This window comes from Nitrobacter winogradskyi (assembly GCF_006539545.1).
GTDB classification, from domain to species: domain Bacteria; phylum Pseudomonadota; class Alphaproteobacteria; order Rhizobiales; family Xanthobacteraceae; genus Nitrobacter; species Nitrobacter winogradskyi_A.
Window position 1 is genome coordinate 1 of the sequence record NZ_BJNF01000038.1, and the last position, 22,962, is coordinate 22,962.

The window sequence follows — 22,962 nt, forward strand, 5'->3', positions numbered from 1 at the left end:
GGCCGCTCTAGTGGTCCGATTCTAACATTCGCATCCGCGATACGCGACCTCATGGGTCGCGAATGTCAAATTCACTTCACTGGTCGCGATTGCGCGCGGCCTTCTCTTCGAGTCCCGATATCGCCGTGCGCTGCGCCAAAACAGCTTCCACATCCTGCAGCGTCACACCGCTGGCCTTCAACAGCACAAGGAAATGAAACATGAGATCGGCGCCTTCGGCGATCAGGTGATGCCGGTCGTTCTCGACCGCGGCGATGACCGTCTCGACGGCTTCCTCGCCGAGCTTCCTCGCGCAATGTGCGGGGCCCCTGTCGAGCAGTTTTCGCGTATAGGACGCATCGCCCCCGGATGCAGCCCGGTCGTCGATGATGGCGGCAAGATCATGGATCGTGAAACGCTGCATAATCCGCCTATCCGTCCGCTCGTACTTTTAGGCTCACGACAATTCCTGAGTGTCTAGCACTTCCGTAATCCGGAGTCGTCACGGATCGAGCCGCATGGCCAGCCCGGCGCGAACCATATGCTCCTTGGCTTGGCGAATGGTAAATTCCCCGAAATGAAAGATCGATGCCGCAAGAACCGCCGTGGCGTGGCCTTCGCGGATTCCGTCGACCAGGTGATCGAGGTTGCCGACGCCTCCGGACGCGATCACGGGTACCGGAACGCTGTCGGCCACCCGCCGGGTCAACGGCAGATCGAAGCCCTGACGCGTGCCGTCGCGATCCATCGAGGTCAGCAGGATTTCGCCGGCGCCGAGCGACACCACTTCCTGCGCATATTCGATGGCATCGATGCCGGTGGACCTGCGGCCGCCATGCGTGAAGATTTCCCAGCGGTCCGTCCCACCGGCCCTTGAGACCCGTTTGGCGTCGATGGCGACCACGATGCACTGGTCGCCGAACTTTTCCGCGGCCTCCTTGACGAACTCGCGCCGGCTCACCGCCGCGCTGTTGATCGAGACCTTGTCCGCGCCGGAGCGCAGCAAGGTGCGGATATCCTCGATGGTGCGGACGCCGCCGCCGACGGTCACCGGCATGAAGCAGGCTTCCGCGGTGCGCCGGACCACATCCAGCATGATGCCGCGATTCTCGTGCGTCGCGGTGATGTCGAGAAAGATAAGTTCGTCCGCGCCGGCGGCATCGTATGCGATCGCCGCTTCCACGGGATCGCCGGCATCCCGCAGGTTCACGAAGTTGACGCCCTTGACGACCCGTCCATCCTTGACGTCAAGACAGGGTATGACACGGACCTTGAACATCGCCGCCCGATCCTCTCAGGCCGCCGCGCGCGCGGCGTGGATCAGCTTCAGCGCCTCGACCGGATCGAGCCGGCCGTCATAAAGCGCGCGTCCGGCAATGGCGCCCGCGAGTTTCTTCGCGCGCGGCTGGAGCAGCGCCTTCACGTCAACGATGGAGGCGAAGCCACCCGAGGCGATCACCGGAATCGAGATGCTGTCGGCGAGCGCGATCGTGGCGTCGAGGTTCAGACCCTTCAGCAAGCCGTCCCTGGCGATGTCGGTGAAGATGATCGCCGCGATGCCGGCATCCTCGAACCGCCGCGCGATGTCGAGAGCGGTCACTTCCGAGGTCGCGGCCCAGCCCTCGACCGCGACCTTGCCGTCGCGCGCATCGAGGCCGACCGCAACGCGCCCGGGAAACGCCTTGGCGGCTTCCTTGACCAGAACCGGATCGCGCACCGCGGCCGTGCCGATGATGACGCGCGCGACGCCCTTTCCGAGCCAGGCTTCGACCGTTTTCAGGTCCCGGATGCCGCCGCCAAGCTGCATCGGCAGGGTGACGTTCTTCAGGACGCGCTCCACCGCATCCGCGTTGACCGGCTTGCCCGCGAACGCGCCATCGAGATCGACGACATGGAGATACTCGAAACCTTGCGCGGCGAATGCGCGCGCCTGCTCAACGGGATCGAGATTGAACACGGTCGCGCGCGCCATGTCGCCCTGCTCGAGGCGAACGCACTGACCGCTCTTGAGATCGATAGCGGGGAAAAGGATCACGGTTTCCACTTTAGGAAATTGGCGATCAGAGCCAGACCGAACCGCTGGCTCTTTTCAGGATGGAATTGAGTGCCGATCGCGGTGTCCTTGCCGACGATCGCCGTCACCGGACCACCATAGTCGGCGCGCGCGAGCACGTCGGTCTCATTGGCGGCGTTCAGGTGATAGGAGTGTACGAAATAGGCGTGGCGGCCTCTGGGTCCCAATGGGAGGCCATCGAGGACCGGATGCTCCCGGACCGGATCAAGCGTATTCCAGCCCATATGCGGAATCTTCAGGCTTTCGTCGCGCGGGGAAATCTTTTCGACGTCGCCCGCGATCCAGCCGAGGCCGTCCGTCGTGATGTGTTCCTTGCTCCGTGTCGCCATCAGCTGCATCCCGACGCAGATTCCTAAGAACGGACGCGCCTTGTCGCGCACCACCTCCGTCAGCGCCTGGACCATGCCGTCGAGCGCATCGAGGCCGCGGCGGCAATCGGCGAACGCACCCACACCGGGCAGCACCACACGATCGGCCCGGAACACCACGTCAGGATCCCGCGTCACCACGATTCTTTGCAAATCTTCGATGCCGCGCGACGCGCACTCAAACGCCTTGGCGGCCGAATGGAGATTACCCGACCCATAGTCGATGATCGCAGCCGTCACCGCCGAAATCCGGGTTGCGGAAACAGGCCGACGATGTCGCCGCGCGGTAGCGACGGCGGAAGGGATTGGTCGGCAGCGCCTCGCGTCGGCGGCGGCGCGCCGCGATCGATCGCCAAAGGATCGTAGTCCGCTCTTGCTCGCCAGCGATCGAAAAAACGCCGCTCGGCGGCTTCCGCGTCGTCCGCGACAATAACGTCGAGCGGACGCCACTTGCGCCGCGACAGCGTCCAGCGCCGCAAGCTCGCCGCTTCCAGCCCCATCAGCACGGCGACCACCGCCATCGCCGCGACGCGTGTCCCTGCGCCGACGCGCAGCAGCGTCATCACCGCTTCCATCGCGACCGACAGGACCAGATAGCCCGCGAGAACCAGCCATAACCGCCGGTAAAGCAGCCACACCGGACCGAGCGCAAACGCCCCGAACGAGAAGCCATCGCGAACGAATACGAAGTTATCCGTGGCGCTACGCCCGTCTGGCCCGTCGGCCGGTGGCGCATGGACTGTGTAGACCGACATTGCACTCTCCGCCGACAACAGCACGGTCAGCCGCCGAGCTGCCCCTTTGTTGATGGCACTTCGTTCGCGGCGCGTGGATCGATCGCCACCGCTGCTCGAAGCGCTCGCGCCAGACCCTTGAAGCAGGATTCGGCGATATGATGGCTGTTCTCGCCATATAGGGTCTCCACGTGCAAAGTCACGCCCGCATTGACCGCAAACGCATTGAACCATTCGCGCACCAGCTCGGTATCGAACTCCCCGATCTTGTCGCGGGGGAAACCGACCTTGAACACCAGCACCGGCCGGCCGGAAATATCGATCACGACCCGGGACAGCGTTTCGTCCATCGGCATATAGACGGTTGCATAGCGGCTGATGCCGACCATCGAGCCGAGGGCCTGCTTCACCGCCTGGCCCAGCGCGATGCCGACATCCTCGGTCGTGTGATGATAATCGACGTGGAGATCGCCGTCGGCCCTGACCGTGATGTCGATGCGCGAATGGCGTGCAAGCAGATCCAGCATGTGGTCGAAAAAGCCGATGCCGGTCGCGACCTCGGACACGCCGGAGCCGTCGAGGTTCACCGCGACCTCGACGTCCGTTTCCTTGGTCTTGCGCTTGATGCTCGCCGTGCGCATGAAGAACTCTCTCACATCGCGCATGATCCGCCTCCGCCGGCCTGCAAGCGGTTTGACAACAGGATCACGCGCCATTTAACGATCCGAGCGCGCCGGACGCAAAATCGGGTCACCGCTCTTGCTGAACGCGCTCTGGCGGAACGCGGCTCTTTTAACAGGCTCACGACCTGTTCGCTACTGCGGGATGATGCAATTTTTGCCGATGCGCTTCGGCCGTGGCGACGGGAATCCACGGATCGAACGCCGATTGCAAGGCCGCGCCGCAATGCCTAAATCTGGCGGATCATGAAGGGGTTCAGATGCAAGCATCACAGCCGGAGACGTGGCACGGCACCACGATCCTGACCGTTCGCAAGGGCGGCAAAGTGGTCATCGGCGGCGACGGCCAGGTCTCGATCGGGCAGACGGTCATCAAGTCCAACGCGAAAAAGGTCAGGAAGCTCGGAAAAGGCGATGTCATCGGCGGTTTTGCCGGCGCCACCGCCGATGCGTTCACCCTGTTCGAGCGGCTGGAAAGCAAGCTTGAGCAGTATCCCGGGCAACTCACCCGCGCCGCGGTCGAACTCGCCAAGGACTGGCGCACCGACCGCTATCTGCGGCGGCTGGAAGCGATGATGCTTGTCGCCGACAAGGACGTGTCGCTGGTGCTGACCGGGACCGGAGACGTTCTGGAGCCGGAATCCGGCGTGATGGCGATCGGCTCGGGCGGCAACTACGCGCTCGCCGCCGCACGGGCCCTGATCGACTCCGACCACGATGCCGAAACCATTGTCCGCCGTTCTCTCGATATCGCCGCCGATATCTGCGTTTATACCAATCGAAACCTGACGATCGAAGCGCTGGCCGCGACCTGAGCGATGGCTTACGGCTTTCGCCCGATGACCGACGCCGACAGGCTGCTCGTTGAGGGCGTGCCGCGTATCGTGATCGATCCCGGTCCGGACAATGCCCGCGCCATCCGAGCCTATGAAAAAGCGGGCTTCTATCGCGATCGCCGCGCGGCAACGCCCGACGGCCCCGCGCTTCTGATGATCCGCGACGCAGGAGTGTCGTCGGTCGGCGCTCCCTCATCGTGAACCGCTTGCCGCGGATCGAATCGCAACCTACCTAGGGTGGTCATGACAGACATATCTCCCCGTGAAATCGTTTCCGAACTCGACCGTTTCATCGTCGGCCAGGCCGACGCCAAGCGCGCGGTCTCCATCGCGTTGCGCAATCGCTGGCGACGCCAGCAATTGACCGGACCGCTGCGCGAAGAGGTGTTGCCGAAGAACATTCTGATGATCGGCCCGACCGGCGTCGGCAAGACGGAGATCGCGCGACGGCTGGCAAAACTTGCCAACGCTCCTTTTCTCAAGGTCGAGGCGACGAAGTTCACCGAAGTGGGATATGTCGGACGCGACGTCGAACAGATCGTGCGCGATCTCGTCGAGGTCGCGATCAACCAGACCCGCGAGCGTAAGCGCAAGGACGTTCAGGCGCGCGCGCAGCTTGCCGCGGAGGAGCGCGTTCTGGATGCCCTGGTCGGCGCCAATGCAAGCGCCGCCACGCGCGATTCGTTTCGAAAGAGATTGCGCAGCGGCGAACTCAACGACAAGGAAATCGAGATCGAGACGCAGACCTCCGGAGGAGGTCCGATGTTCGAGATTCCCGGAATGCCTGGGGCCCAGGTCGGCGCGATCTCGATCGGCGATATTTTCGGCAAGATGGGCGGGCGAACCAAGACCCGCCGGCTGACCGTCTCGGACTCCCATGAGATCCTGATCAACGAGGAATCCGACAAGCTGCTCGATAGCGATCAGCTCACGCAGGAAGCGATCGCCGCTGTCGAGAATAACGGCATCGTGTTCCTCGACGAGATCGACAAGATCTGCGTGCGTGACGGGCGCAGCGGCGGCGACGTATCGCGCGAGGGCGTGCAGCGCGACCTGCTGCCGCTGATCGAAGGAACGACGGTCTCGACCAAGCACGGCGCGGTGAAGACCGACCATATCCTGTTCATCGCGTCAGGCGCGTTTCACATCGCCAAGCCTTCCGATTTGCTTCCCGAATTGCAGGGCCGGCTGCCGATCCGCGTCGAACTGGATGCTCTGACGCGCGATGACCTGCGGCGCATCCTGACCGAGCCGGAAGCCTCGCTCATCAAACAGTACATCGCATTGATGGACACCGAGGGGGTCGTGCTCGACTTCACCGATGATGCCGTCGATGCGCTTGCCGATATCGCGGTCGCGGTGAATTCGACGGTGGAGAACATCGGCGCGAGGCGGTTGCAGACCGTCATGGAGCGGGTGCTCGACGACATCTCGTTCACGGCCCCGGATCGCAATGGCGAGACGGTCCGCATCGATGCCGGATATGTCCAGAAAAATATCGGCGACCTGGCCAAGAATGCCGACCTGAGCAGGTTCATTCTTTAGATCACGATGGTTTTGGATCGAATCGAGCCAAAACCATCAAGGTGATCGTTTCCAATATTTTGAGACGCGGGATGCGGGCGGAAAACCGCACCACACTTTTCCTCATCCCGCTTTGGCGTTTTGACGGTTCTTTCCCGCGAGCCCGTATCCAATCCTGGAGTCAGGCGCGAGAACATGCTTCGAGTAAAACGAAAGCTCGACTTTCATCTCGTCGGCGGAAACGGCGGGAGCTGAGGCAGGGACAAGCCCTCGCGCATTTCAGGGCTGCAACGCGGCGGCCTTCTTGCGCGGCACGAAAGGTTGCTACCCGTCAGACGAGGCAAGGAGGGGATTTTTCCACATAAGGTTCTCTAAAGATATCAACCCACTATATGTTGGATAGCGGTGGATTGACGTCACGGACTGTGGCGGTCCATTATGTTGCGGTGCAAAAAAGGAACAGGCCAATGCCGATCGGTGAATTTGGACGGCCTCCGGAGTTGTCGGCGGAGGTCAGTTCGACGATGACGGCGCCGATGTACTGGATGTACGAAATGGCCCAGGCCTCGCTCAATCCGGCCCGCGCCGTCACCGATGCAACCAGGATGCTGTTCCAGAACCCGCTCAATCCGTGGGCGCACACCCAGCTCGGCAAATCGGTCGCCGCGGGTTGCGAACTGTTCGAGCGCACCACCCGCCGTTACGGAAAACCGGAGTGGGGTCTCCACGAGACCGAAGTCAACGGCGTGCGTACGCCGATCGAAATTCGTTCGGTCTGGCAGAAACCCTTCTGTCGTCTGCTCCACTTCGATCGAATGCACCCGCGTCCGCTGCGTGCGCCGCAGCCGCGTCTGCTGCTGGTGGCGCCGATGTCGGGTCACTACGCGACCTTGCTGCGCGGAACCGTCGAAGCGTTCATGCCGACGCACGACGTCTATATCACCGACTGGTCCGATGCCCGCATGGTTCCGGTGGCGGAAGGGCGTTTCGATCTGGATGATTTCGTCGACTATCTGATCGAGATGCTGCACGTGCTCGGCGGAAACGTCCATGTCATCGCTGTCTGCCAGCCGTCGGTCCCGGTGCTGGCCGCGGTGTCGGCGATGGAGGCCGGGCGCGATCCCTATGTTCCGCTGTCGATGACGTTGATGGGAGGGCCGATCGATACCCGCAGGAATCCGACCTCCGTCAACAATCTCGCCGCCGAGAGAGGCACCGACTGGTTCCGCAATAACGTCATCACCAAGGTGCCGTTTCCGCATCCCGGTGTCATGCGCGACGTCTATCCCGGTTTCTTGCAGCTCAACGGCTTCATCAGCATGAATTTCGATCGCCACATGGACGCGCACAAGAGCCTGTTCGAACATCTCGTCAAAGGCGATGGCGACCTGGCCGACAAGCACCGCGATTTCTATGACGAGTATCTCGCTGTCATGGACCTGACCGCGGAGTATTACCTGCAAACGGTCGATCAGGTGTTCGTCAAGCACGCTTTGCCGAAGGGTGAGATGACTCATCGCGGCCGGCTTGTCGATCCTTCGAAGATCACGCGCGTCGCGCTGATGACGGTGGAGGGCGAGAAGGACGACATTTCCGGCCTCGGCCAGACAGAAGCTGCGCATGCGTTATGCACGTCGATTCCGGACAACCGGCGAACCCATTACGTGCAGAGCGGTGTGGGTCACTATGGCGTGTTTAACGGTTCGCGGTTCAGATCGGAGATCGTCCCTCGCATCAATGACTTCATGCAGTCAAACGATGGGCCTCCGGAGAAAGCATCGCGTGCTGCGGCCGCGGAATGAATCTCGCAATCCAAGTGAAAACCGATCGGGCTGCTGATCCGCCGCGCGACCATCGGTGCCTGGATAACCGGCCTGTTTTGACGGTTTTCAAAGAATGAACCGAGTTTCATCCATACCAGGGTCCAGTTCAGCCGGGGAACCCCGGATTGGAATTGTTCCCATGCCCCTTATATAGCCTGATCACGATTCATTAACGCTGTATATTGGGCAAATGATTTGTTTTTGCGCCGGACGGTTTGAGTGGCGTCGGATATGGCAAAATCCGGGCGGTATCTCCCCTTCCGGATTTGCAGATATGGCCCGCGCACTTCTTTACCGACGCCCCGCTGAACCATCCCGGCTTCTCATCAAGCACGGATCCCAGATTTATTCCGTCCGCTTGCGACGGCATCGCCGCGCGCGCCGCTATACTTTGCGAATCCATCCGAGCGACCGCGAAGCGATCCTGACAATGCCGCCACGGGGAACGCTCGCGGAAGCCAAAGACTTCGCGCAACGTCACGGCGGCTGGATCGCGGCGCGTCTCGGGCGTCTGCCGAAGGCGGCTCCCTTCCAGCACGGCGCGGTCATTCCGCTGCGCGGCATCGCTCACCGGATCGTGCATCGCGCTGGCGAGCGCGGCACGGTGTGGACGGAGACGCGCGACAGCGGAGAGCGTCTTCTTTGTGTCGCCGGCGGACTGGAATATCTCGACCGGCGCGTCCACGATTTCCTGAAACGGGAAGCGCGGCAAGACTTGCAGAAGGCCTCGCTGCGTCATGCCGATGCGCTTGGCGTCAAGGTCAGGCGCATTTCGATCCGCGACCAATCGAGCCGCTGGGGATCATGCACATCCGCTGGATCGCTTTCGTTCTCATGGCGGCTTATCCTGGCGCCGCCGTTCGTGCTGGATTATCTCGCCGCGCACGAAGTCGCCCACCTCGTCGAAATGAATCATTCGCCGCGATTCTGGAAGGTGGTGGCTCGCATCTGCAAACATGTCGAGCGGGCCAAGAAGTGGCTCGACGTTGAAGGCAACGACCTTCATCGCTACGGCATTCAGGACTGATTGAGGAACGGCCGGAATCGCGACGAGCGATTCTCAGCCTCCTCGCGAGCGGGAGAGGAAGCGCGCGGTGCTGCGATGGCGCGTACCCTCGGAATGAAGAAGACGATTCTTTATCGTCCGCCGAACAGGCGGTCATTCAGCCAGCCGTCCAGTCCGAGCCCATTGGCAGGTTCCGGCCGTGCATCGGCTCGCGCCGGCTGTGGTAGCGGTGGCGACCGCCCGACCGTGGGCACCGTGGGCGAGGCCGCCCGTACCGGCGCGTCGGCAGGCTGGCCAAACTGCGCGACTTCAGGCGGGAAGCCGCCCCGCTGCGTGCCGGGAATCGATTCGGGCCGCACACCTTGATGCGCAGCGCGCATGAAGCGGCTCCATACCTCCACCGGCAGGCTGCCTCCGGTCGCTTTGCGGGTCGGCGTATTGTCGTCGTTGCCGAGCCAGACTCCGGTCACGAGCCGCGCCGTATAGCCGATGAACCATGCATCGCGAAAATCCTGGCTGGTGCCGGTCTTGCCGGCCGCCGTCCATCCCGGAATCTCCGCCTTGCGCGCGGTGCCGCTGATAAGTGTCTGCTCCATCATCGTGTTCATCATGGCGACAGCGCGCGGATCGATCACCCGGCCGGGCGCTTCCTTGCCGCGCGCATAAAGAAGCTTGTTGTTGCCCGCGGTCCTGACGCGTTCGACGACATGGGGGCCCGCGGCATATCCGCCATTGGCGAACGGCCCGAAGGCGCCGACCAGTTCCAGCGGGGTCACTTCCGACGTGCCGAGCGCGATGGATGCGTTGGGCTCGAGTTTCGACGTGATGCCGAGGCGGTGCGCGGTCCGCACCACTTTTCCAGCGCCGACTTCCAGTCCGAGCCGGACGGCAACGGTATTGAGAGACATCGCGAGCGCCTGGGTCAGCGTCACCGCGCCGAAATATTCGTGCGTGTAATTCTCCGGCCGCCAGCCCTTGATGTCGAGCGGAGCATCCTGACGGATCGTCTCGGGCGTCAGGCCGGCCTCGATCGCGGCCAGATATACAAATGGCTTGAACGCGGAGCCCGGCTGACGCTTCGCCATGGTCGCGCGATTGAACTGGCTGTCGGCGTAGTTGCGGCCGCCGACCATGGCGCGGATGGCGCCATCGGGCGTCATCGCCACCAATGCGCCCTGGCTGACATTGAACTTGATACTTTTCGCGGCCAGCTCGTCGATCAGGGCGGCTTCCGCGGCGCTCTGCAGTTTCGGATCGATGGTCGTTTCGACGATGATGTTCTGATCGACCTGTCCCACCAGATCATCGAGCACTTCGCCGACCCAGTCGGCGACGTAGTTGGCGGTGCCGGCGCTTGCCGGCTTCATCGCATAAGAGGGTTTGGCGGTGACGGCGCGCGCCTGTTGCCCGGTGATGAGATGAGCGTCGGCCATTGCGGCAAGCACGATCTTGGCGCGGGCCTCGGCGCCCTCCGGATTGCGATCCGGCGCGAGCCGCGAGGGCGACTTGACGAGACCAGCCAGCATGGCGGCCTCGGCGAGCGTGACGTTCTTCGCGGGCTTTCCAAAATACTTCTGCGCCGCCGCCTCGACGCCATACGCGCCGGACCCGAAGTAGACCCGGTTGAGATAGAGTTCGAGAATCTGCGCCTTCGTGTGCTTGCGCTCCAGCCAGAGCGCGAGTTCGACCTCCTGAAGCTTCCGCTCAAGCGTGCGCTCCTGGGTCAGGAACAGGTTCTTGGCGAGCTGCTGTGTCAGCGTCGAGCCGCCCTGCGATACGCCGCGGTGCAGCACGTTGGCAACGGCGGCGCGCAGGATGCCGAGCGGATCGACGCCGTAATGCGAATAGAACCGGCGGTCCTCGATCGCGATGAACGCGTTCGGCAAATAGGACGGCAGGTCCTTGAGCACGACGTTGCTTCCGGCCATTTCGCCGCGTGTCGCCAGCACGCTGCCGTCCGCGGCGATGATCTGAATGGTCGGCGGACGTTTTGGAATTTCCAGCGACTGGATCGGCGGCAGATGCGCCCCGATATAGATCAGCACGCCGACGACGGCGATCACCGACCACAAGGTGAGCACGGCGCTCCAATAGAGCAGCCGCGAAAAGCTCCCGCGTGTTCGCTTCTTCGCCCGCCCCTTGCGATCACCTGGCGGCGGCTTGCGCGGCCCGTCACTTCGCGGAGCGGTTGTCTTTTTGCGCGGCGGGGTTCGCCTGGCCGGCTTGTCGTCGGCGATCGTGATGCGGTCGAGCGGATTGAGGCGCAACTCCGAGAGCGAAGTCGCGAACCCGCTGAATATCGGCTCCTTGCGCCCGCTCCGCTTTCTTTGTCTCAATGCCATACGCAACAACGCTTACGCCGACTTCACCGCACGTTAGTGTGCCGATTTCGACGCTCGCGTGTCTCCGCGGCAATCCTTGATGCGAACCTCAAAATCAAAGGAGACCCTAGCGGCCGGGCTTTAAGGCGCGGTTACCTGAGGGTTTACTGAAAATTAAACCTGGAGTGCGGAACCGCGAACCGAAGCCGAACGAGCCGTGTCCAGATTATCGGCGTGACGATCGAATGACTCTGCTCGAATTACTCCGCGGTGTTGCCGCTGGCGAGCAGGTGGACCAGCGCGCGTTTGATCGCGGCCTGCCGCGTCGGAGCGGTGATCCGGGCGCCGAGCAGGTCGGTGACGTAGAACACGTCGCGCGCTCGCTCGCCGAATGTCGCGACGTGGGCGGAGGCGATGTTGAGATTGAGCTTCGAGATCGCCGTGGTGAGCTGAAACAGAAGCCCGGGACGATCCAGCCCTGAAACCTCGATCATGGTGTGGCGGTCCGACCATTGATTGTTGATGGTGACCTTGGGTTCGACCACAAACGGCCGCAGCCTCTTTCCGCCGGAGCGGCTCGGCATGACGTCGGGCAGGCGCAACCTGCCTTCGAGCACCTGCTCGATGATCTCGGCGATGCGGGCGGCGCGCCGGCCTTCGTCCTCGTCGCGCTCGTATTCCCGGGAGATTGCGATGGTATCGAGCGCCTGCCCGTCGGTGGTGGTGTAGATCTGGGCGTCGACGATATTGGCGCCCGCCGACGCGCACGCTCCGGCGATGATCGACAGCAGCCAGGGATGATCGGCGGCAAGGATCGTCAGCTCGGTGACGCCGCGCACCTCATCGAAGCCGACGTTGATGTTGAGCTTCTTGCCGCTTTGTTCGCTGGCGCGCAGAAAGCGCGCATGCCTGATCTTGTGCTCGAGATCGACCTTGAGCCAGTAAGCCGGATAATGCCGGGCGATGTAGGCATTGAGTTCATCGCCGGGCCATTCGGTGAAGGCGGCGCGGAACTCGGCCTCGGCCGCCGCCATGCGCTGCGCGCGGTTGACCTCGGAGAAGCCGCCGGTCAGCACGGGTTCGGTCTCGTAATAAAGCGTGCGGAGCAGCTGCGCCTTCCAGCCGTTCCAGACGCCGGGACCGACTCCGCGAATGTCGGCGGTCGTCAGGATGGTCAGGAGCTTCATCCGTTCGACCGACTGCACCACGGCCGCGAAATTCTCGATGGTCTTGCGATCGGAGAGGTCGCGGGACTGAGCCACCTTGGACATCGTCAGATGCTGTTCGATCAGCCATGCGACCAGTTCGGTGTCGGCTGCGTTGAAGCCGAGGCGCGGGCATAATCGGCGGGCCACCCTGGCGCCCGCGATCGAATGATCTTCTGGCCGGCCCTTCGCAACGTCGTGAAGCAGGGTGGCGATGTAAATGACGGGACGGTGTTCGGGATTTATCGTGCGCATCAGCTCGCTGGCGAGCGCGACCTCGTCATTGCCGCCGCGCTCGATATCCTGAAGGATGCCGATGCAGCGGATCAGATGCTCGTCCACCGTGTAGTGATGGTACATGTTGAACTGCATCATCGAGACGATCTTGCCGAAGGCGCGGATGAACTCACCCAGCACCCCGGTCTCGTTCATCCGGCGCAGCACGGTCTCCGCGTCGTTTGACGTCAGGATCTCGATGAACAGCCGGTTGGGTTCGGGATCCTCGCGAAGCTGCGCGTTGATCAGCCGCCGTGACCGCCTCACCATCCGCAGGGCGTCCGGATGGAAAGCCAGGTTGTTTTTCTGCGCGAGGCGGAACAAGCGGATCAGGTTGACGGGGTCACGCTTGAAGAGATCGGGCGCGGCGAGATTGATGCGGTTGTTGTCGATGATGAAGTCGTCGTTGTCCGGAACCCGCCGAACCTCCGCGCCGGGCGGCTTCGACGACGCGCGGCTGAGAACCGGCGCCGGCTTGGTCTGTTGATCCTCAAGCTTCGCGCACAGAATCGCGGTGAGGTCGCCGACATCCTTGGCGGTCAGGAAGTAGTGCTTCATGAAGCGTTCGACATCCTGCATCCCGGGATGAGACGTGTATCCGAGCCGGACCGCGATCTCGCGTTGAAGGTCGAACGACAGCCGTTCCTCCGCCCGCCCCGTCGCAAAGTGCAGGTTGCAGCGCACCGACCACAGGAAATCGGCGCAGCGGCGAAAGGTCCGGTACTCGCGCACATCGAAGACATTGCGCCGCAGCAGTTCGTGGCTTTCACGCACCCGGTAGACATACTTCGCGATCCAGAACAGCGTATGCAGGTCGCGCAGTCCCCCCTTGCCGTCCTTGACGTTGGGCTCGACCAGATAGCGCGACTGACCGGCGCGATGATGGCGCTCCTCGCGTTCTGCAAGCTTGGCGGCGACGAATTCCGCCGCCGTTCCCTGCACAACTTCGGTGTCGAAGCGGCTGATCAGTTCGTCGTAAAGCGCCCGGTCGCCGGTGAGAAAGCGGGCTTCCAGAATTCCGGTGCGGACCGTCATGTCGCGCCGCGCCTGCCGGATCGATTCATTGACCGAGCGCGTCGCGTGACCGACGTTCAGGCCCATGTCCCACAGGCAATACAGGATGGCTTCGGCGACCTGTTCGCCCCACGCGGTCTGCTTGTAGGGCAGGATGAACAGCAGATCGATATCCGACTCCGGCGCCATCAGTCCGCGCCCGTAGCCACCGGTCGCCACCACGGCCATGCGCTCGCCATCGGACGGGATAGGGGAGTGATAGAGATGACGGGTCGCGGCCGAAAACGACAGGCGGATGATTTCGTCCTGGACGAAGCAAAGCCATTCGGCGCAGTGCCGCCCGTGACGGTCGCGCAGAAGCTTCGCCTGCGCCGCGTCGCGCACTTTGGCGAGTTCGGCCTTCAACAGCCTGGACACGGCGGAACGGAAAACGTCCTCGTGCCCGGCATGCTTCTCGGCCAGCGCATCGATCTCGCCGATGATCCGGACGGTATCGAAACCGGCGCCGGCCGCCGTCGCGTCTTTTGTCGTTGGGAGGACCATTGCTTATCCGGATAGCGGAGGCCGCGCGCGCTGTCACCGCAGTTTGTGAACGACAAGTGACGGATCTATCAAATAGTTGAATTGAAACGTTTTTTAGTCCTTAACCCGAGTCGTCGGTATTATTTTCCAGGAGGCGTGGTGGTTGCCGTGGCCGTTGGAACGCGATCCGGATATTTCGAGTGTTGCAGCACAGCGCCAGCGAGCACGCAGAATCCGAACATCGAGGGGTTTCGATCCCGCATCTCCGACCCCAGATAAGCGGCATGACCTCACAAATATTCGACCCCGCCGCTTTGCGTGAACCTTCCGTGCGCGCGCCGTCATCCGTTCCGGTCGATGACGCCGTGATTCCGTTCGAGGTGGGCGCGCTGGACCTGCGCGGACGACTGACCCGGCTCGGGCCGGCGCTCGACGAACTGCTGGCTCGGCACGACTATCCCGCGCCGGTCGCCAAGCTGCTCGGCGAGGCGATCGTGCTGACGACGCTGCTCGGGTCGTCGCTCAAGTTCGAGGGCCGGTTCATCCTGCAGACCCAGACCGACGGACCGGTCTCGTTCCTGATCGTCGACTTTCGGGCGCCGGCCCGGCTGCGGGCCTATGCCCGGTTCGACGAGGCCCGGCTCGGCGCTGCTTCCGACGCCGGCGCGCTGCTGGGCCGCGGCCATCTTGCGATGACCATCGATCAAGGTCCGGACATGAGCCGTTATCAGGGCCTCGTGGCGCTGGAAGGCGGCAGCCTCGAAGATGCGGCGCACGAATATTTCCTGCGCTCGGAACAGATTCCGACGCGGGTCCGGCTCGCGGTTGGCGAGGAGTGGCGCAGGGAGGGGGATGGGCCGAAGCGTGGCTGGCGTGGCGGCGGCATGCTGCTCCAATTCCTGCCCAAGGCGCCGGAGCGCGCCCGTCAGGCTGATCTCCATCCCGGAGATGCCCCCGATGGCGAAGCGGTGCATTCAGTGACCGAGGATGATGCCTGGGTCGAGGGTCAGTCGCTGATCGGCACCGTCGAGGATCTCGAACTGATCGATCCCGACCTGTCCGGCGAACGCCTGCTTTATCGCCTGTTCCATGAGCGCGGCGTCACGGTGTTTTCGTCGCAGGCGCTGCATGCGCGGTGTTCATGCTCGCGCGACGCCGTGGAGGCGATGCTGAAGAGTTTTGCGCTGGAAGACCGCTCAGGCATGGTGCAGGATGGCAAGGTCTCCGTGACCTGCGAGTTCTGCAATTCAGTGTACGAGTTCACACCGCGGGAAGCCGGCGTGGAGTAAGCGCGACCGGACGCGACCCAGGCCTTTCGCTTCTGATGGAATCAGAAGCGAAAGTGCCCCAGAACGGACCCGAAACGGGTTCCACATTGGCGGGCCCGGCCTTTTGGTCAGGCTGCTGCTCAGTTCAGCACGCGCTTGCTGTCGGGGCTGTCGAGCGAGAACGTCGGAACGTCTATTTCGAAGGGTTCGCCGCTTCGAATCGAGATCATCTGGTAGCGACCGCTCATGAAGCCGGTTGCGGTCGGTAGCGGAACGCCGCTCGTGTACTCGAAGCGCTCCCCGGGCGCCAGCACCGGCTGCTCGCCGACCACGCCCTCGCCGCGGACTTCCTGCTTTCGCCCGGAGGCGTCGGTGATGATCCAGTGCCGGGTGCGTAACTGCACGGTATCGGGGCCGGCGTTGATGATAACCACCGTATAGGACCAGAAAAAATGGCCTCGCTCGGCGGACGATCTCTCCGGCATGAAATTCGGTTCGACGGTAACTTCGATATGGCGGGTAACGGCTCGGTACATCGCAAACTCTCTAGTATCGGGGCGATCATAGCCAAAACTGGCGCATGAACCAGCCCCACTTCGACCGTGATCGTGCGCCAGCCTGGTTCCGCACGAAGATCCCGGCGAAAATATTGCTTTTTTGTCACCGCTATAGCTTTTTCGAGCGAAATGGAATCCGGTTCGCGTGAAGAAAACGCGTTAAATCAAGGTTATAGAGCCTCGCTTCTGATTCCATCAGAAGCGAAAAGGCTCTAGCGTGAAGCTGCTCTCCCGTAAATCCATCTCGATCGCGCAGGTGATCGAGATGTCGTATCGAAACCGACCGTATGCCGCCAGTTATCGATCAGGTTGTCGGGGTTCGCACCAAGGCGGGCCCCGCGAGCGTCAAGCGCGATGCGCCGGTCGTTATGATTCCGACCCCGCCGCGCGAACGCGAGTTGCGGCTCGATCTGTTGCGTGGATTCGCCTTATGGCTGATCTTCATCGATCATCTGCCGCAGAACCTCCTGACCTGGCTCACCATCCGCAATTACGGTTTCAGTGACGCCACCGAGATTTTCATCTTCATCTCGGGCTATACCGCCGCCCTCGTTTACGGACGCGCCATGCGCGAGCGCGGATTTATCGTCGCCGCCGCGCGCATTCTCAGGCGCGTCTGGCAAATTTACGTCGCGCACATCGTTCTGTTCACGATTTTCCTTGCCGAGATTTCCTACGTCGCGAGCAGTTCCGAGAACCCGCTTTACACCGAGGAGATGGGCATCCTCGATTTTCTCAAACAGCCCGACGTCACCATCGTGCAGGCGCTGCTCCTGAAATTCCGGCCCGTCAACATGGACGTGCTGCCGCTCTACGTCGCGCTGATGCTGTTTTTTCCGCTGGTGCTGCTGGTGATGCAGCGTAGCGCGGGGCTGGCTCTGGCGCTGTCGGCCGGCCTTTATGGGCTCACCTGGTGCTTCGGCTTGGCGCTGCCCGCCTATCCCAACGGGGTGTGGTTCTTCAATCCGTTCGCCTGGCAACTTTTGTTCGTTTTCGGCGCGTGGTGCGCGCTCGGCGGTGCAAAGCGGATGTCGCGCATTCTGTCTTCACCGGCCACGCTTTCGATCTGTGCCGCCTACCTGCTGTTCGCTTTCTACACGACACTGACCTGGCATGTGCCGCAACTCAATCACTTCATGCCACACATTGCTGAACAGTGGATGTATCCGATCGACAAGACCAATCTCGACGTGCTGCGTTTCATGCACTTCCTGGCGCTCGCCGCGCTGACCCTCCGGTTCCTGCCGAAGCATTGGCCGGGACTGACGTCGCCGTGGTTGCGGCCCCTGATCCTGTGCGGCCAGCATTCGCTACAGATCTTCTGCATCGGGGTCTTTCTGGCCTTCGCCGGGCAATTCATCCTCGCGGAGTACTCTGGCGGCGCCGTGGTTCACTTCCTGATCAGCGTTTGCGGAATCCTGATCATGTGCGCAGCCGCATGGGTGTTTTCGTGGTACAAGAGGGTTACCGGCAAGGGCGGAAGCCGAGCCAAATCCGCCGACGGCGACGCGGATCTTGCGGGAGGAGGAGCATGAGGACCGGCTTGGCGTCGGCCTTGATCGTGCTGGCCGTTTCATCGGCCGGCGTCTCCGGATGCTCTGATCAAACCAAGAGCTGCGATGTACCTGCCTATCTGCTTACCAGCGACAGTACGCTGTCCCGCGTCGCATCAGTCGTCAAAGCAGGCGGCCCGCTCAACATCCTGGTGGTGGGCAGCCGTTCCTCGACGATTTCCGGAGCCGAGGGCGAGGCTTATCCGGTGAAGTTGCAGGCTGCGCTTCGTGAGAAACTGCCGGGCGTCCCCGTTAACGTGGCCGTGGAACTGACCCCGCGCAAGACCGCCGGCGATGTCGCTTCCGGTCTCGGCAAGCTCGTGGCGGCCAGACAGTCCACTCTGGTGGTGTGGCAGACCGGCATCGTCGACGCCATCCGGTCCGTTGACATCGACGAGTTTCGCGAGGCCCTCGACGAGGGCGTGACCGCGCTGCGGAACGCCGGGGCGGACGTCGTGCTGATGAACATGCAGTACAGTCCGCGCACGGAAACCATGGTCTCGATGAACGCCTATATCGACAACATGCGCCTGGTCGCACAGCAGCGCGACGTGCCGGTGTTCGATCGCTTTACGATCATGACCCGGTGGAACGAGCGCGGTGAGTTCGATCTGTTCAGCCCGGTGCATGGAGCAAGCCTTGCCAAACGCGTTCACAGTTGTCTCGGCCGCGCCTTGTCGACTTTCGTGATCAACACCGCTCGCATCAACTCCGCCGAACCGGAGGCCCGACGCCAATGATGATCAACAGCCGCATCTTCAGAACCGCCGGCCCGATTGCGCTGGCGCTCATGCTGGGGGGCGCACAGGCCTCGCGCGGGGTTGCGCAAACGGCGCCGGCCAACGCCGCGGCGTTGCCGGGGAGCAGCGCGGAGCTGTCTGCGGCGCCGTCGCTCGGCGCTGCGACTGCCGGCACCGGCATGCCGGCGCCAGGCCTGTCCGGAAAGGTCGCCGACAAGGCGGCGGCGATTGCTGCCTCCGCCCGCGATATCTTCAACCGCGTCCCCTGTCTGCCGCCGAAGGGCATATCGCAGTCGACCGGGGCACTGCCGCATGTGGCGGCCAAGCTCGCCGCCCACAAGGCGGTTGTCATCGTCGCCTTTGGTTCGTCATCGACGCAAGGTCACGGCGCGACGTCGCCCGAGTTCAATTATCCGAACCGGCTGGCGGCCCGGTTGCACCGCAAATATCCGGCCGCAGCCATCACGGTGCTCAATCGCGGCAAGGGCGGCGAGGACGCGCCCGAGATGATAAAGCGGCTGCGGGCGGAAGTGATCGATGCCAAGCCGGACATGGTGATCTGGCAGGTCGGAACCAACGCCGTCCTGCGCAACCTCGATCTCACGAGCACGGTGAAGACCGTCGAAGACGGCGTCGCGACCATTCAGGCCTCCGGGGCCGATCTGGTTCTGGTCGATCCGCAATACGCGCCAGCCGTCAATGCCAGGGGCGAGACCGCCGACAGAATGGTCCGTCTGCTGAACAAGGTGGCGCACTACCGCCATGTCGGGATTTTCCCGCGCTTTGAGGTCATGCGCGACTGGCACGACCGGCAGTCGCTGCCGTTCGACACCTTCGTGACCAAGGATGGTCTTCACATGAACGACTGGGGTTATGCCTGTTTCGCCCAGTTGCTCGGCGATGACATCATCAAGTCGGTGGATCAGGTTCAGGCTGGCGTCAGGCTACCGCCGGCTGCGACGGTCAATCGGCCGCTGTGAGATTGTCCCTCTCCCGCAAGGGGAGAGGGACAAAGCCTCACACCTTTTCCAGCGCGGTGAGGAGATCCTCGATCAGGTCGTCCTTGTGTTCGAGGCCGACCGAATAGCGGATGAAGCTTTCGCCGATGCCGAGCCCGGCGCGGATCTCTGGGGCGAGCCGCTGATGGGTGGTGGTGGCCGGGTGGGTAACGAGACTTTTGGCGTCGCCGAGGTTGTTGGAGATGCGCGCGATCGTCAGCGCGTTGAGACAGCGGAACGCGGCCGCCTTTCCGCCCTTGACCTCGAAGCCGATCAGCGTCGATCCGGCGCGCATCTGCTTCTTCACCAGCGCCGCCTGCGGATGGTCCGGCCGGCCGGGATAGACGAGGCGGGACACCTTGGGGTGCGATGCCAGCACCTCCGCGATCGCCGCGGCGCTCTCGGTCTGCTGGCGCACGCGCACGCCGAGCGTCTCCAATCCCTTCAGCAGGATCCAGGCGTTGAACGGCGAGATCGACGGCCCGGTCTGGCGTATAAAGGTCTGGAGATGCTCCTGGACGAAAGCGTTCGACGACAGGATGACCCCGCCGAGCGTCCGCCCCTGGCCGTCGATGTGCTTGGTGGCCGAATACACCACGACGTCGGCGCCGAGCGCCAGCGGGCTTTGCCAGATCGGGGTCGCGAATACGTTGTCGACGATCAGCCGCGCGCCGGCCTGATGCGCGATTTCGGCGATGCCGCTGATGTCGAGTACATCGAGCGTCGGATTGGTCGGGCTTTCGATGAAGCAGGTTTTTGTGTTCGGACGCATGGCCTTGCGCCATTGATCCAGATCAAGGCCGTCGACCAGCGTGGACTCGATGCCGTAGCGCGGCAGCAGGTCTTCGACCACATAGCGGCAGGAGCCGAACAAGGCCTTCGCCGCCACCACATGATCGCCGGCCTTCAGCGGCGCGAGTATCGCGGTGGTCACCGCGGCCATGCCGGTCGCGAGCGCACGCGCGGTTTCCGCGCCTTCGAGCGCGGCCATGCGCTGCTCGAACATCGCGACGGTCGGATTGGAGTAGCGCGAATAGATGAAACCGGGATCGTCGCCCTTGAACCGCGCCTCGCACTGTTCGGCGGTGTCGTAGACGTAGCCTTGAGTGAGGAACAGGGCTTCCGAGGTCTCGGCAAACTGCGAGCGCAGCGTGCCGGAATGAACCAGCCGGGTTTCAGGGTGATAGCGGGATGCGGACTTGGCCTCGGACATATGACCTCCTGCGGGACCGCCGTGGAAAGCGGCCACAAAAAAACCGGCCTGGGAAATTCCACAAGCCGGGATCGCATTGTCCCCGGCCTGTTTAGCGACTTATTTAACGTGGCTGCAAGCCGGCCGGCTCAAATCACCACGGGAGGCTCATGCCTAGTCCGGCGTCTCTCGTCCGTCAAGCCGATCAATTGACATTCGCGTTGCGCCCGTCGGGATTACCGGTAAAAGTGCCTGTCCTCGGGTTGATATCGCCCACCCCGCAAGGACGATCCCGTGCCATTCACGCTCCCGCCCGACGCCAACGGCATTCTGCCCGACCGCATGATCGCGGCGATGGCGGATGCCGGCCTGATCCTGCCGGAATATCCGTTCGTCGAGAGTCAGATCCAGCCGGCAAGCCTTGATCTGCGGCTCGGCGCGACCGCCTATCGCGTACGCGCAAGTTTTCTGCCGGGGCCTGACGCGACCGTCGCTGAACGCATCGACGAATTGAAGCTGCACGAAATCGACCTTTCGGACGGCGCGGTGCTGGAGACCAACTGCGTTTACATCGTGCCGTTGCTGGAGAGCCTGGCTCTTCCGCCCGAAATCGTCGCCGCCGCCAATCCGAAAAGCTCGACAGGCCGCCTCGACGTGTTCACGCGCGTCATCGCCGATGGCACCCGAAGTTTCGACATGATCGGCGCCGGCTATCACGGTCCGCTCTATGCCGAGATCAGCCCCAGGACATTTCCGGTGCTGCTGCGCGAGGGCTCGCGGCTGTCGCAGGTCCGCTTCCGCACCGGCGACGCCGTTCTCGACGCCGACGAACTTGACGCCCTGCATGCGAGCGAGCGGCTCGTCGATAGCGACGACACCGATTTCGTCAACGGCGTGGCGCTTAGCGTCGATCTCTCGGGAGAGCAGGCCCACGGCTTTGTCGGCTATCGCGCCAAGCGCCATACCGGCGTCATCGACATCGATCGCCGCGGCGGCTATGCGGTCGGCGAGTTCTGGGAGCCGATCGCGGCGCGTCCGGACGCCAGCCTGATCCTCGATCCCGGCGAGTTCTATATCCTCGCCTCGAAGGAAGCGGTGCAGGTGCCGCCGGACTACGCCGCGGAAATGGTGCCGTTCGATCCGCTGGTCGGCGAATTCCGGGTGCACTACGCCGGCTTCTTCGATCCCGGCTTCGGCTATGCCGGCGCCGGTGGAGAGGGTTCGCGCGCGGTGCTGGAAGTGCGCTCGCGCGAGGTGCCGTTCATTCTCGAGCACGGCCAGATTGTCGGCCGCCTGGTCTATGAGAAGATGCTGGCGCGGCCCAGCGCGATGTACGGCCAGCGCATCGGCTCCAACTACCAGGCCCAGGGCCTCAAGCTGTCGAAGCATTTTCGGCTGTAGGATCGTCAAGGTCCGCTGTCGATTCCGTCAGAGACGGAAGACCCTGGATTTTTGTTTGACGCGTTTTCTTCGCGCGAACCGGATTCCATCCTTAGGGCTCAAGCCCGAGGACATGCTTCGCTCGAAAACGCTATAGCCTCATCTTTTGATCAAGCATGATCTTATTCGAAAACCGGCTTCCAGTTTTCGGGATCATGCTCTAGCATGAGCGAAATCGATGGGGATGGAGTCCCCCGATAACCGCCGCAAGGCTGATGACTCCTACCGGGCGCTTTCGCGTCGGTAGGAGCTGTTTCCTCCCCGTTGCGCCCCGAGAAAGGGCGCTGATGATCAAGTCTCTGAATCCGCTGCAAGTCTGCCTGAGGGAAGACGATGATGGCCGGCGCACGGCCGGACAACCACGGGCGGAGCAAAAGCTTTGAAGTGGACATTCATCCTGGCCGTTGCGGCCGGCGGGGCGCTGGGATCGGTGGCTCGCTATCTCGTTGGCATCGGCTTCGGCAAATGGCTGGGCCCGAAGTTTCCATGGGGGACGCTGTTCATCAATGTCACGGGATCGCTTCTGATCGGAATATTCGCGGGCCTGTTCGCCGTCCGGTGGAGTTTGCCTCAAGCCGCGCGCATCTTTCTTGTTGTCGGAATCTGCGGCGGCTACACCACGTTCTCCACTTTCTCGCTTGATACGTTCTATCTGATCGAGCGCGGCGAAATGGTGTCGGCCGCCGCCTACATGATCGGTTCCGTCGTGTTATCCGTTGGCGCGTTGATCGCGGGCATCCAGATCGTGCGAGTGCTTTAGAGCATGATTCCGGCCCGAAGGGCCGCGCCAGCGCAAAGTGGGAGCCGGTTTTCGCGAAAGATCATGCTCAAACGCAGTTGAACCAGACTCTA

At 62.8% G+C, this 22,962-nt stretch carries 20 protein-coding genes, 1 pseudogene and 2 riboswitches; of the genes and pseudogenes, 11 read left to right on the forward strand and 10 right to left on the reverse strand.

Translation table 11 applies throughout. From position 1 onward, the window contains the following. Positions 1 to 76: 76 nt before the first annotated feature. The 6 genes from NWI01_RS08020 to hisB all read right to left on the reverse strand — a co-directional run bounded on the left by NWI01_RS08020 (position 77) and on the right by hisB (position 3,796). Positions 77 to 403, reverse strand: coding sequence for a phosphoribosyl-ATP diphosphatase (locus tag NWI01_RS08020; protein ID WP_141383358.1), 327 nt, complete (start codon positions 401 to 403; stop codon positions 77 to 79). A gap of 78 nt (positions 404 to 481) precedes the next feature. After that, positions 482 to 1,258 (reverse strand): imidazole glycerol phosphate synthase subunit HisF, encoded by a 777-nt coding sequence (gene hisF, locus NWI01_RS08025; RefSeq protein ID WP_141383359.1) that lies wholly within the window; start codon positions 1,256 to 1,258, stop codon positions 482 to 484. 15 nt (positions 1,259 to 1,273) lie between these two features. After that, positions 1,274 to 2,014 carry a 1-(5-phosphoribosyl)-5-[(5-phosphoribosylamino)methylideneamino]imidazole-4-carboxamide isomerase gene (gene hisA, locus NWI01_RS08030; RefSeq protein WP_141383360.1) on the reverse strand — a complete coding sequence of 247 codons (741 nt, stop codon included), beginning with the start codon at positions 2,012 to 2,014 and terminating at the stop codon, positions 1,274 to 1,276. Continuing rightward, the gene (hisH, locus tag NWI01_RS08035) at positions 2,011 to 2,661 is read right to left on the reverse strand and encodes an imidazole glycerol phosphate synthase subunit HisH (RefSeq protein WP_141383361.1); all 651 of its coding nucleotides are present in this window, start codon (positions 2,659 to 2,661) and stop codon (positions 2,011 to 2,013) included. Before hisH ends, hisA begins: the two co-directional genes overlap by 4 nt. Beyond that, the gene (locus tag NWI01_RS08040; RefSeq protein WP_141383362.1) at positions 2,658 to 3,176 is read right to left on the reverse strand and encodes a DUF2628 domain-containing protein; all 519 of its coding nucleotides are present in this window, start codon (positions 3,174 to 3,176) and stop codon (positions 2,658 to 2,660) included. Before NWI01_RS08040 ends, hisH begins: the two co-directional genes overlap by 4 nt. Positions 3,177 to 3,202: 26 nt before the next feature. Continuing rightward, positions 3,203 to 3,796 (reverse strand): imidazoleglycerol-phosphate dehydratase HisB, encoded by a 594-nt coding sequence (gene hisB, locus NWI01_RS08045; RefSeq protein WP_141383377.1) that lies wholly within the window; start codon positions 3,794 to 3,796, stop codon positions 3,203 to 3,205. A 299-nt stretch (positions 3,797 to 4,095) separates the two neighbouring features. Here hisB and hslV point away from each other — a divergent pair, with 299 nt between their 5' ends. From hslV to NWI01_RS08070, 5 genes and pseudogenes are all read left to right on the forward strand, one after another. Further along, a complete protein-coding gene (gene hslV, locus NWI01_RS08050) occupies positions 4,096 to 4,650 on the forward strand; it encodes an ATP-dependent protease subunit HslV (protein WP_141383363.1) in 555 nt (184 codons plus the stop codon). A 36-nt stretch (positions 4,651 to 4,686) separates the two neighbouring features. Then, a pseudogene (locus NWI01_RS08055) lies at positions 4,687 to 4,872 on the forward strand (hypothetical protein); the annotation flags it as partial. A 42-nt stretch (positions 4,873 to 4,914) separates the two neighbouring features. Then, positions 4,915 to 6,216 carry an ATP-dependent protease ATPase subunit HslU gene (hslU, locus tag NWI01_RS08060; RefSeq protein WP_141383364.1) on the forward strand — a complete coding sequence of 434 codons (1,302 nt, stop codon included), beginning with the start codon at positions 4,915 to 4,917 and terminating at the stop codon, positions 6,214 to 6,216. Positions 6,217 to 6,662: 446 nt separating this feature from the next. Continuing rightward, positions 6,663 to 7,997 carry a polyhydroxyalkanoate depolymerase gene (locus NWI01_RS08065; RefSeq protein ID WP_141383365.1) on the forward strand — a complete coding sequence of 445 codons (1,335 nt, stop codon included), beginning with the start codon at positions 6,663 to 6,665 and terminating at the stop codon, positions 7,995 to 7,997. A gap of 211 nt (positions 7,998 to 8,208) precedes the next feature. Beyond that, positions 8,209 to 9,045 (forward strand): M48 family metallopeptidase, encoded by an 837-nt coding sequence (locus tag NWI01_RS08070; protein WP_141383366.1) that lies wholly within the window; start codon positions 8,209 to 8,211, stop codon positions 9,043 to 9,045. A gap of 110 nt (positions 9,046 to 9,155) precedes the next feature. Here NWI01_RS08070 and NWI01_RS08075 read toward each other — a convergent pair whose 3' ends face one another. Together NWI01_RS08075 and NWI01_RS08080 are read right to left on the reverse strand one after the other, a co-directional pair. Then, entirely contained in the window at positions 9,156 to 11,366 is a 2,211-nt protein-coding gene (locus tag NWI01_RS08075) for a transglycosylase domain-containing protein (protein WP_141383367.1), read from the reverse strand. Positions 11,367 to 11,605: 239 nt separating this feature from the next. Beyond that, positions 11,606 to 14,383 carry a [protein-PII] uridylyltransferase gene (locus tag NWI01_RS08080; protein ID WP_141383368.1) on the reverse strand — a complete coding sequence of 926 codons (2,778 nt, stop codon included), beginning with the start codon at positions 14,381 to 14,383 and terminating at the stop codon, positions 11,606 to 11,608. Positions 14,384 to 14,646: 263 nt separating this feature from the next. Here NWI01_RS08080 and NWI01_RS08085 point away from each other — a divergent pair, with 263 nt between their 5' ends. Then, a complete protein-coding gene (locus NWI01_RS08085; RefSeq protein WP_141383369.1) occupies positions 14,647 to 15,651 on the forward strand; it encodes an Hsp33 family molecular chaperone in 1,005 nt (334 codons plus the stop codon). Positions 15,652 to 15,770: 119 nt separating this feature from the next. Here the strand turns inward: NWI01_RS08085 and apaG are convergent, their stop codons facing one another. Further along, on the reverse strand, positions 15,771 to 16,166 hold the full coding sequence (apaG, locus tag NWI01_RS08090) for a Co2+/Mg2+ efflux protein ApaG (RefSeq protein ID WP_141383370.1): 396 nt from the start codon (positions 16,164 to 16,166) through the stop codon (positions 15,771 to 15,773). Positions 16,167 to 16,474: 308 nt separating this feature from the next. Here apaG and NWI01_RS08095 point away from each other — a divergent pair, with 308 nt between their 5' ends. The 3 genes from NWI01_RS08095 to NWI01_RS08105 are packed head-to-tail and all read left to right on the forward strand — an operon-like array spanning position 16,475 to position 19,460. Beyond that, on the forward strand, positions 16,475 to 17,722 hold the full coding sequence (locus NWI01_RS08095; RefSeq protein ID WP_141383371.1) for an OpgC family protein: 1,248 nt from the start codon (positions 16,475 to 16,477) through the stop codon (positions 17,720 to 17,722). After that, entirely contained in the window at positions 17,719 to 18,480 is a 762-nt protein-coding gene (locus tag NWI01_RS08100) for an SGNH/GDSL hydrolase family protein (protein WP_141383372.1), read from the forward strand. The genes NWI01_RS08095 and NWI01_RS08100 overlap by 4 nt, the downstream gene beginning before the upstream one ends. Then, entirely contained in the window at positions 18,477 to 19,460 is a 984-nt protein-coding gene (locus tag NWI01_RS08105; protein ID WP_141383373.1) for an SGNH/GDSL hydrolase family protein, read from the forward strand. The genes NWI01_RS08100 and NWI01_RS08105 overlap by 4 nt, the downstream gene beginning before the upstream one ends. Before the next feature lie 37 nt (positions 19,461 to 19,497). Here NWI01_RS08105 and NWI01_RS08110 read toward each other — a convergent pair whose 3' ends face one another. Then, complete coding sequence (locus NWI01_RS08110) at positions 19,498 to 20,691, reverse strand: O-succinylhomoserine sulfhydrylase (RefSeq protein WP_141383374.1); 1,194 nt, start codon at positions 20,689 to 20,691, stop codon at positions 19,498 to 19,500. Between the two features lie 70 nt (positions 20,692 to 20,761). Further along, positions 20,762 to 20,841: riboswitch (SAM riboswitch) on the reverse strand. Positions 20,842 to 20,964: 123 nt separating this feature from the next. Here NWI01_RS08110 and NWI01_RS08115 point away from each other — a divergent pair. Next, positions 20,965 to 22,071 (forward strand): 2'-deoxycytidine 5'-triphosphate deaminase, encoded by a 1,107-nt coding sequence (locus NWI01_RS08115; RefSeq protein ID WP_141383375.1) that lies wholly within the window; start codon positions 20,965 to 20,967, stop codon positions 22,069 to 22,071. Between the two features lie 210 nt (positions 22,072 to 22,281). Beyond that, positions 22,282 to 22,342: riboswitch (Fluoride riboswitch) on the forward strand. A 147-nt stretch (positions 22,343 to 22,489) separates the two neighbouring features. After that, on the forward strand, positions 22,490 to 22,870 hold the full coding sequence (crcB, locus tag NWI01_RS08120; RefSeq protein WP_141383376.1) for a fluoride efflux transporter CrcB: 381 nt from the start codon (positions 22,490 to 22,492) through the stop codon (positions 22,868 to 22,870). Positions 22,871 to 22,962: the final 92 nt, after the last annotated feature.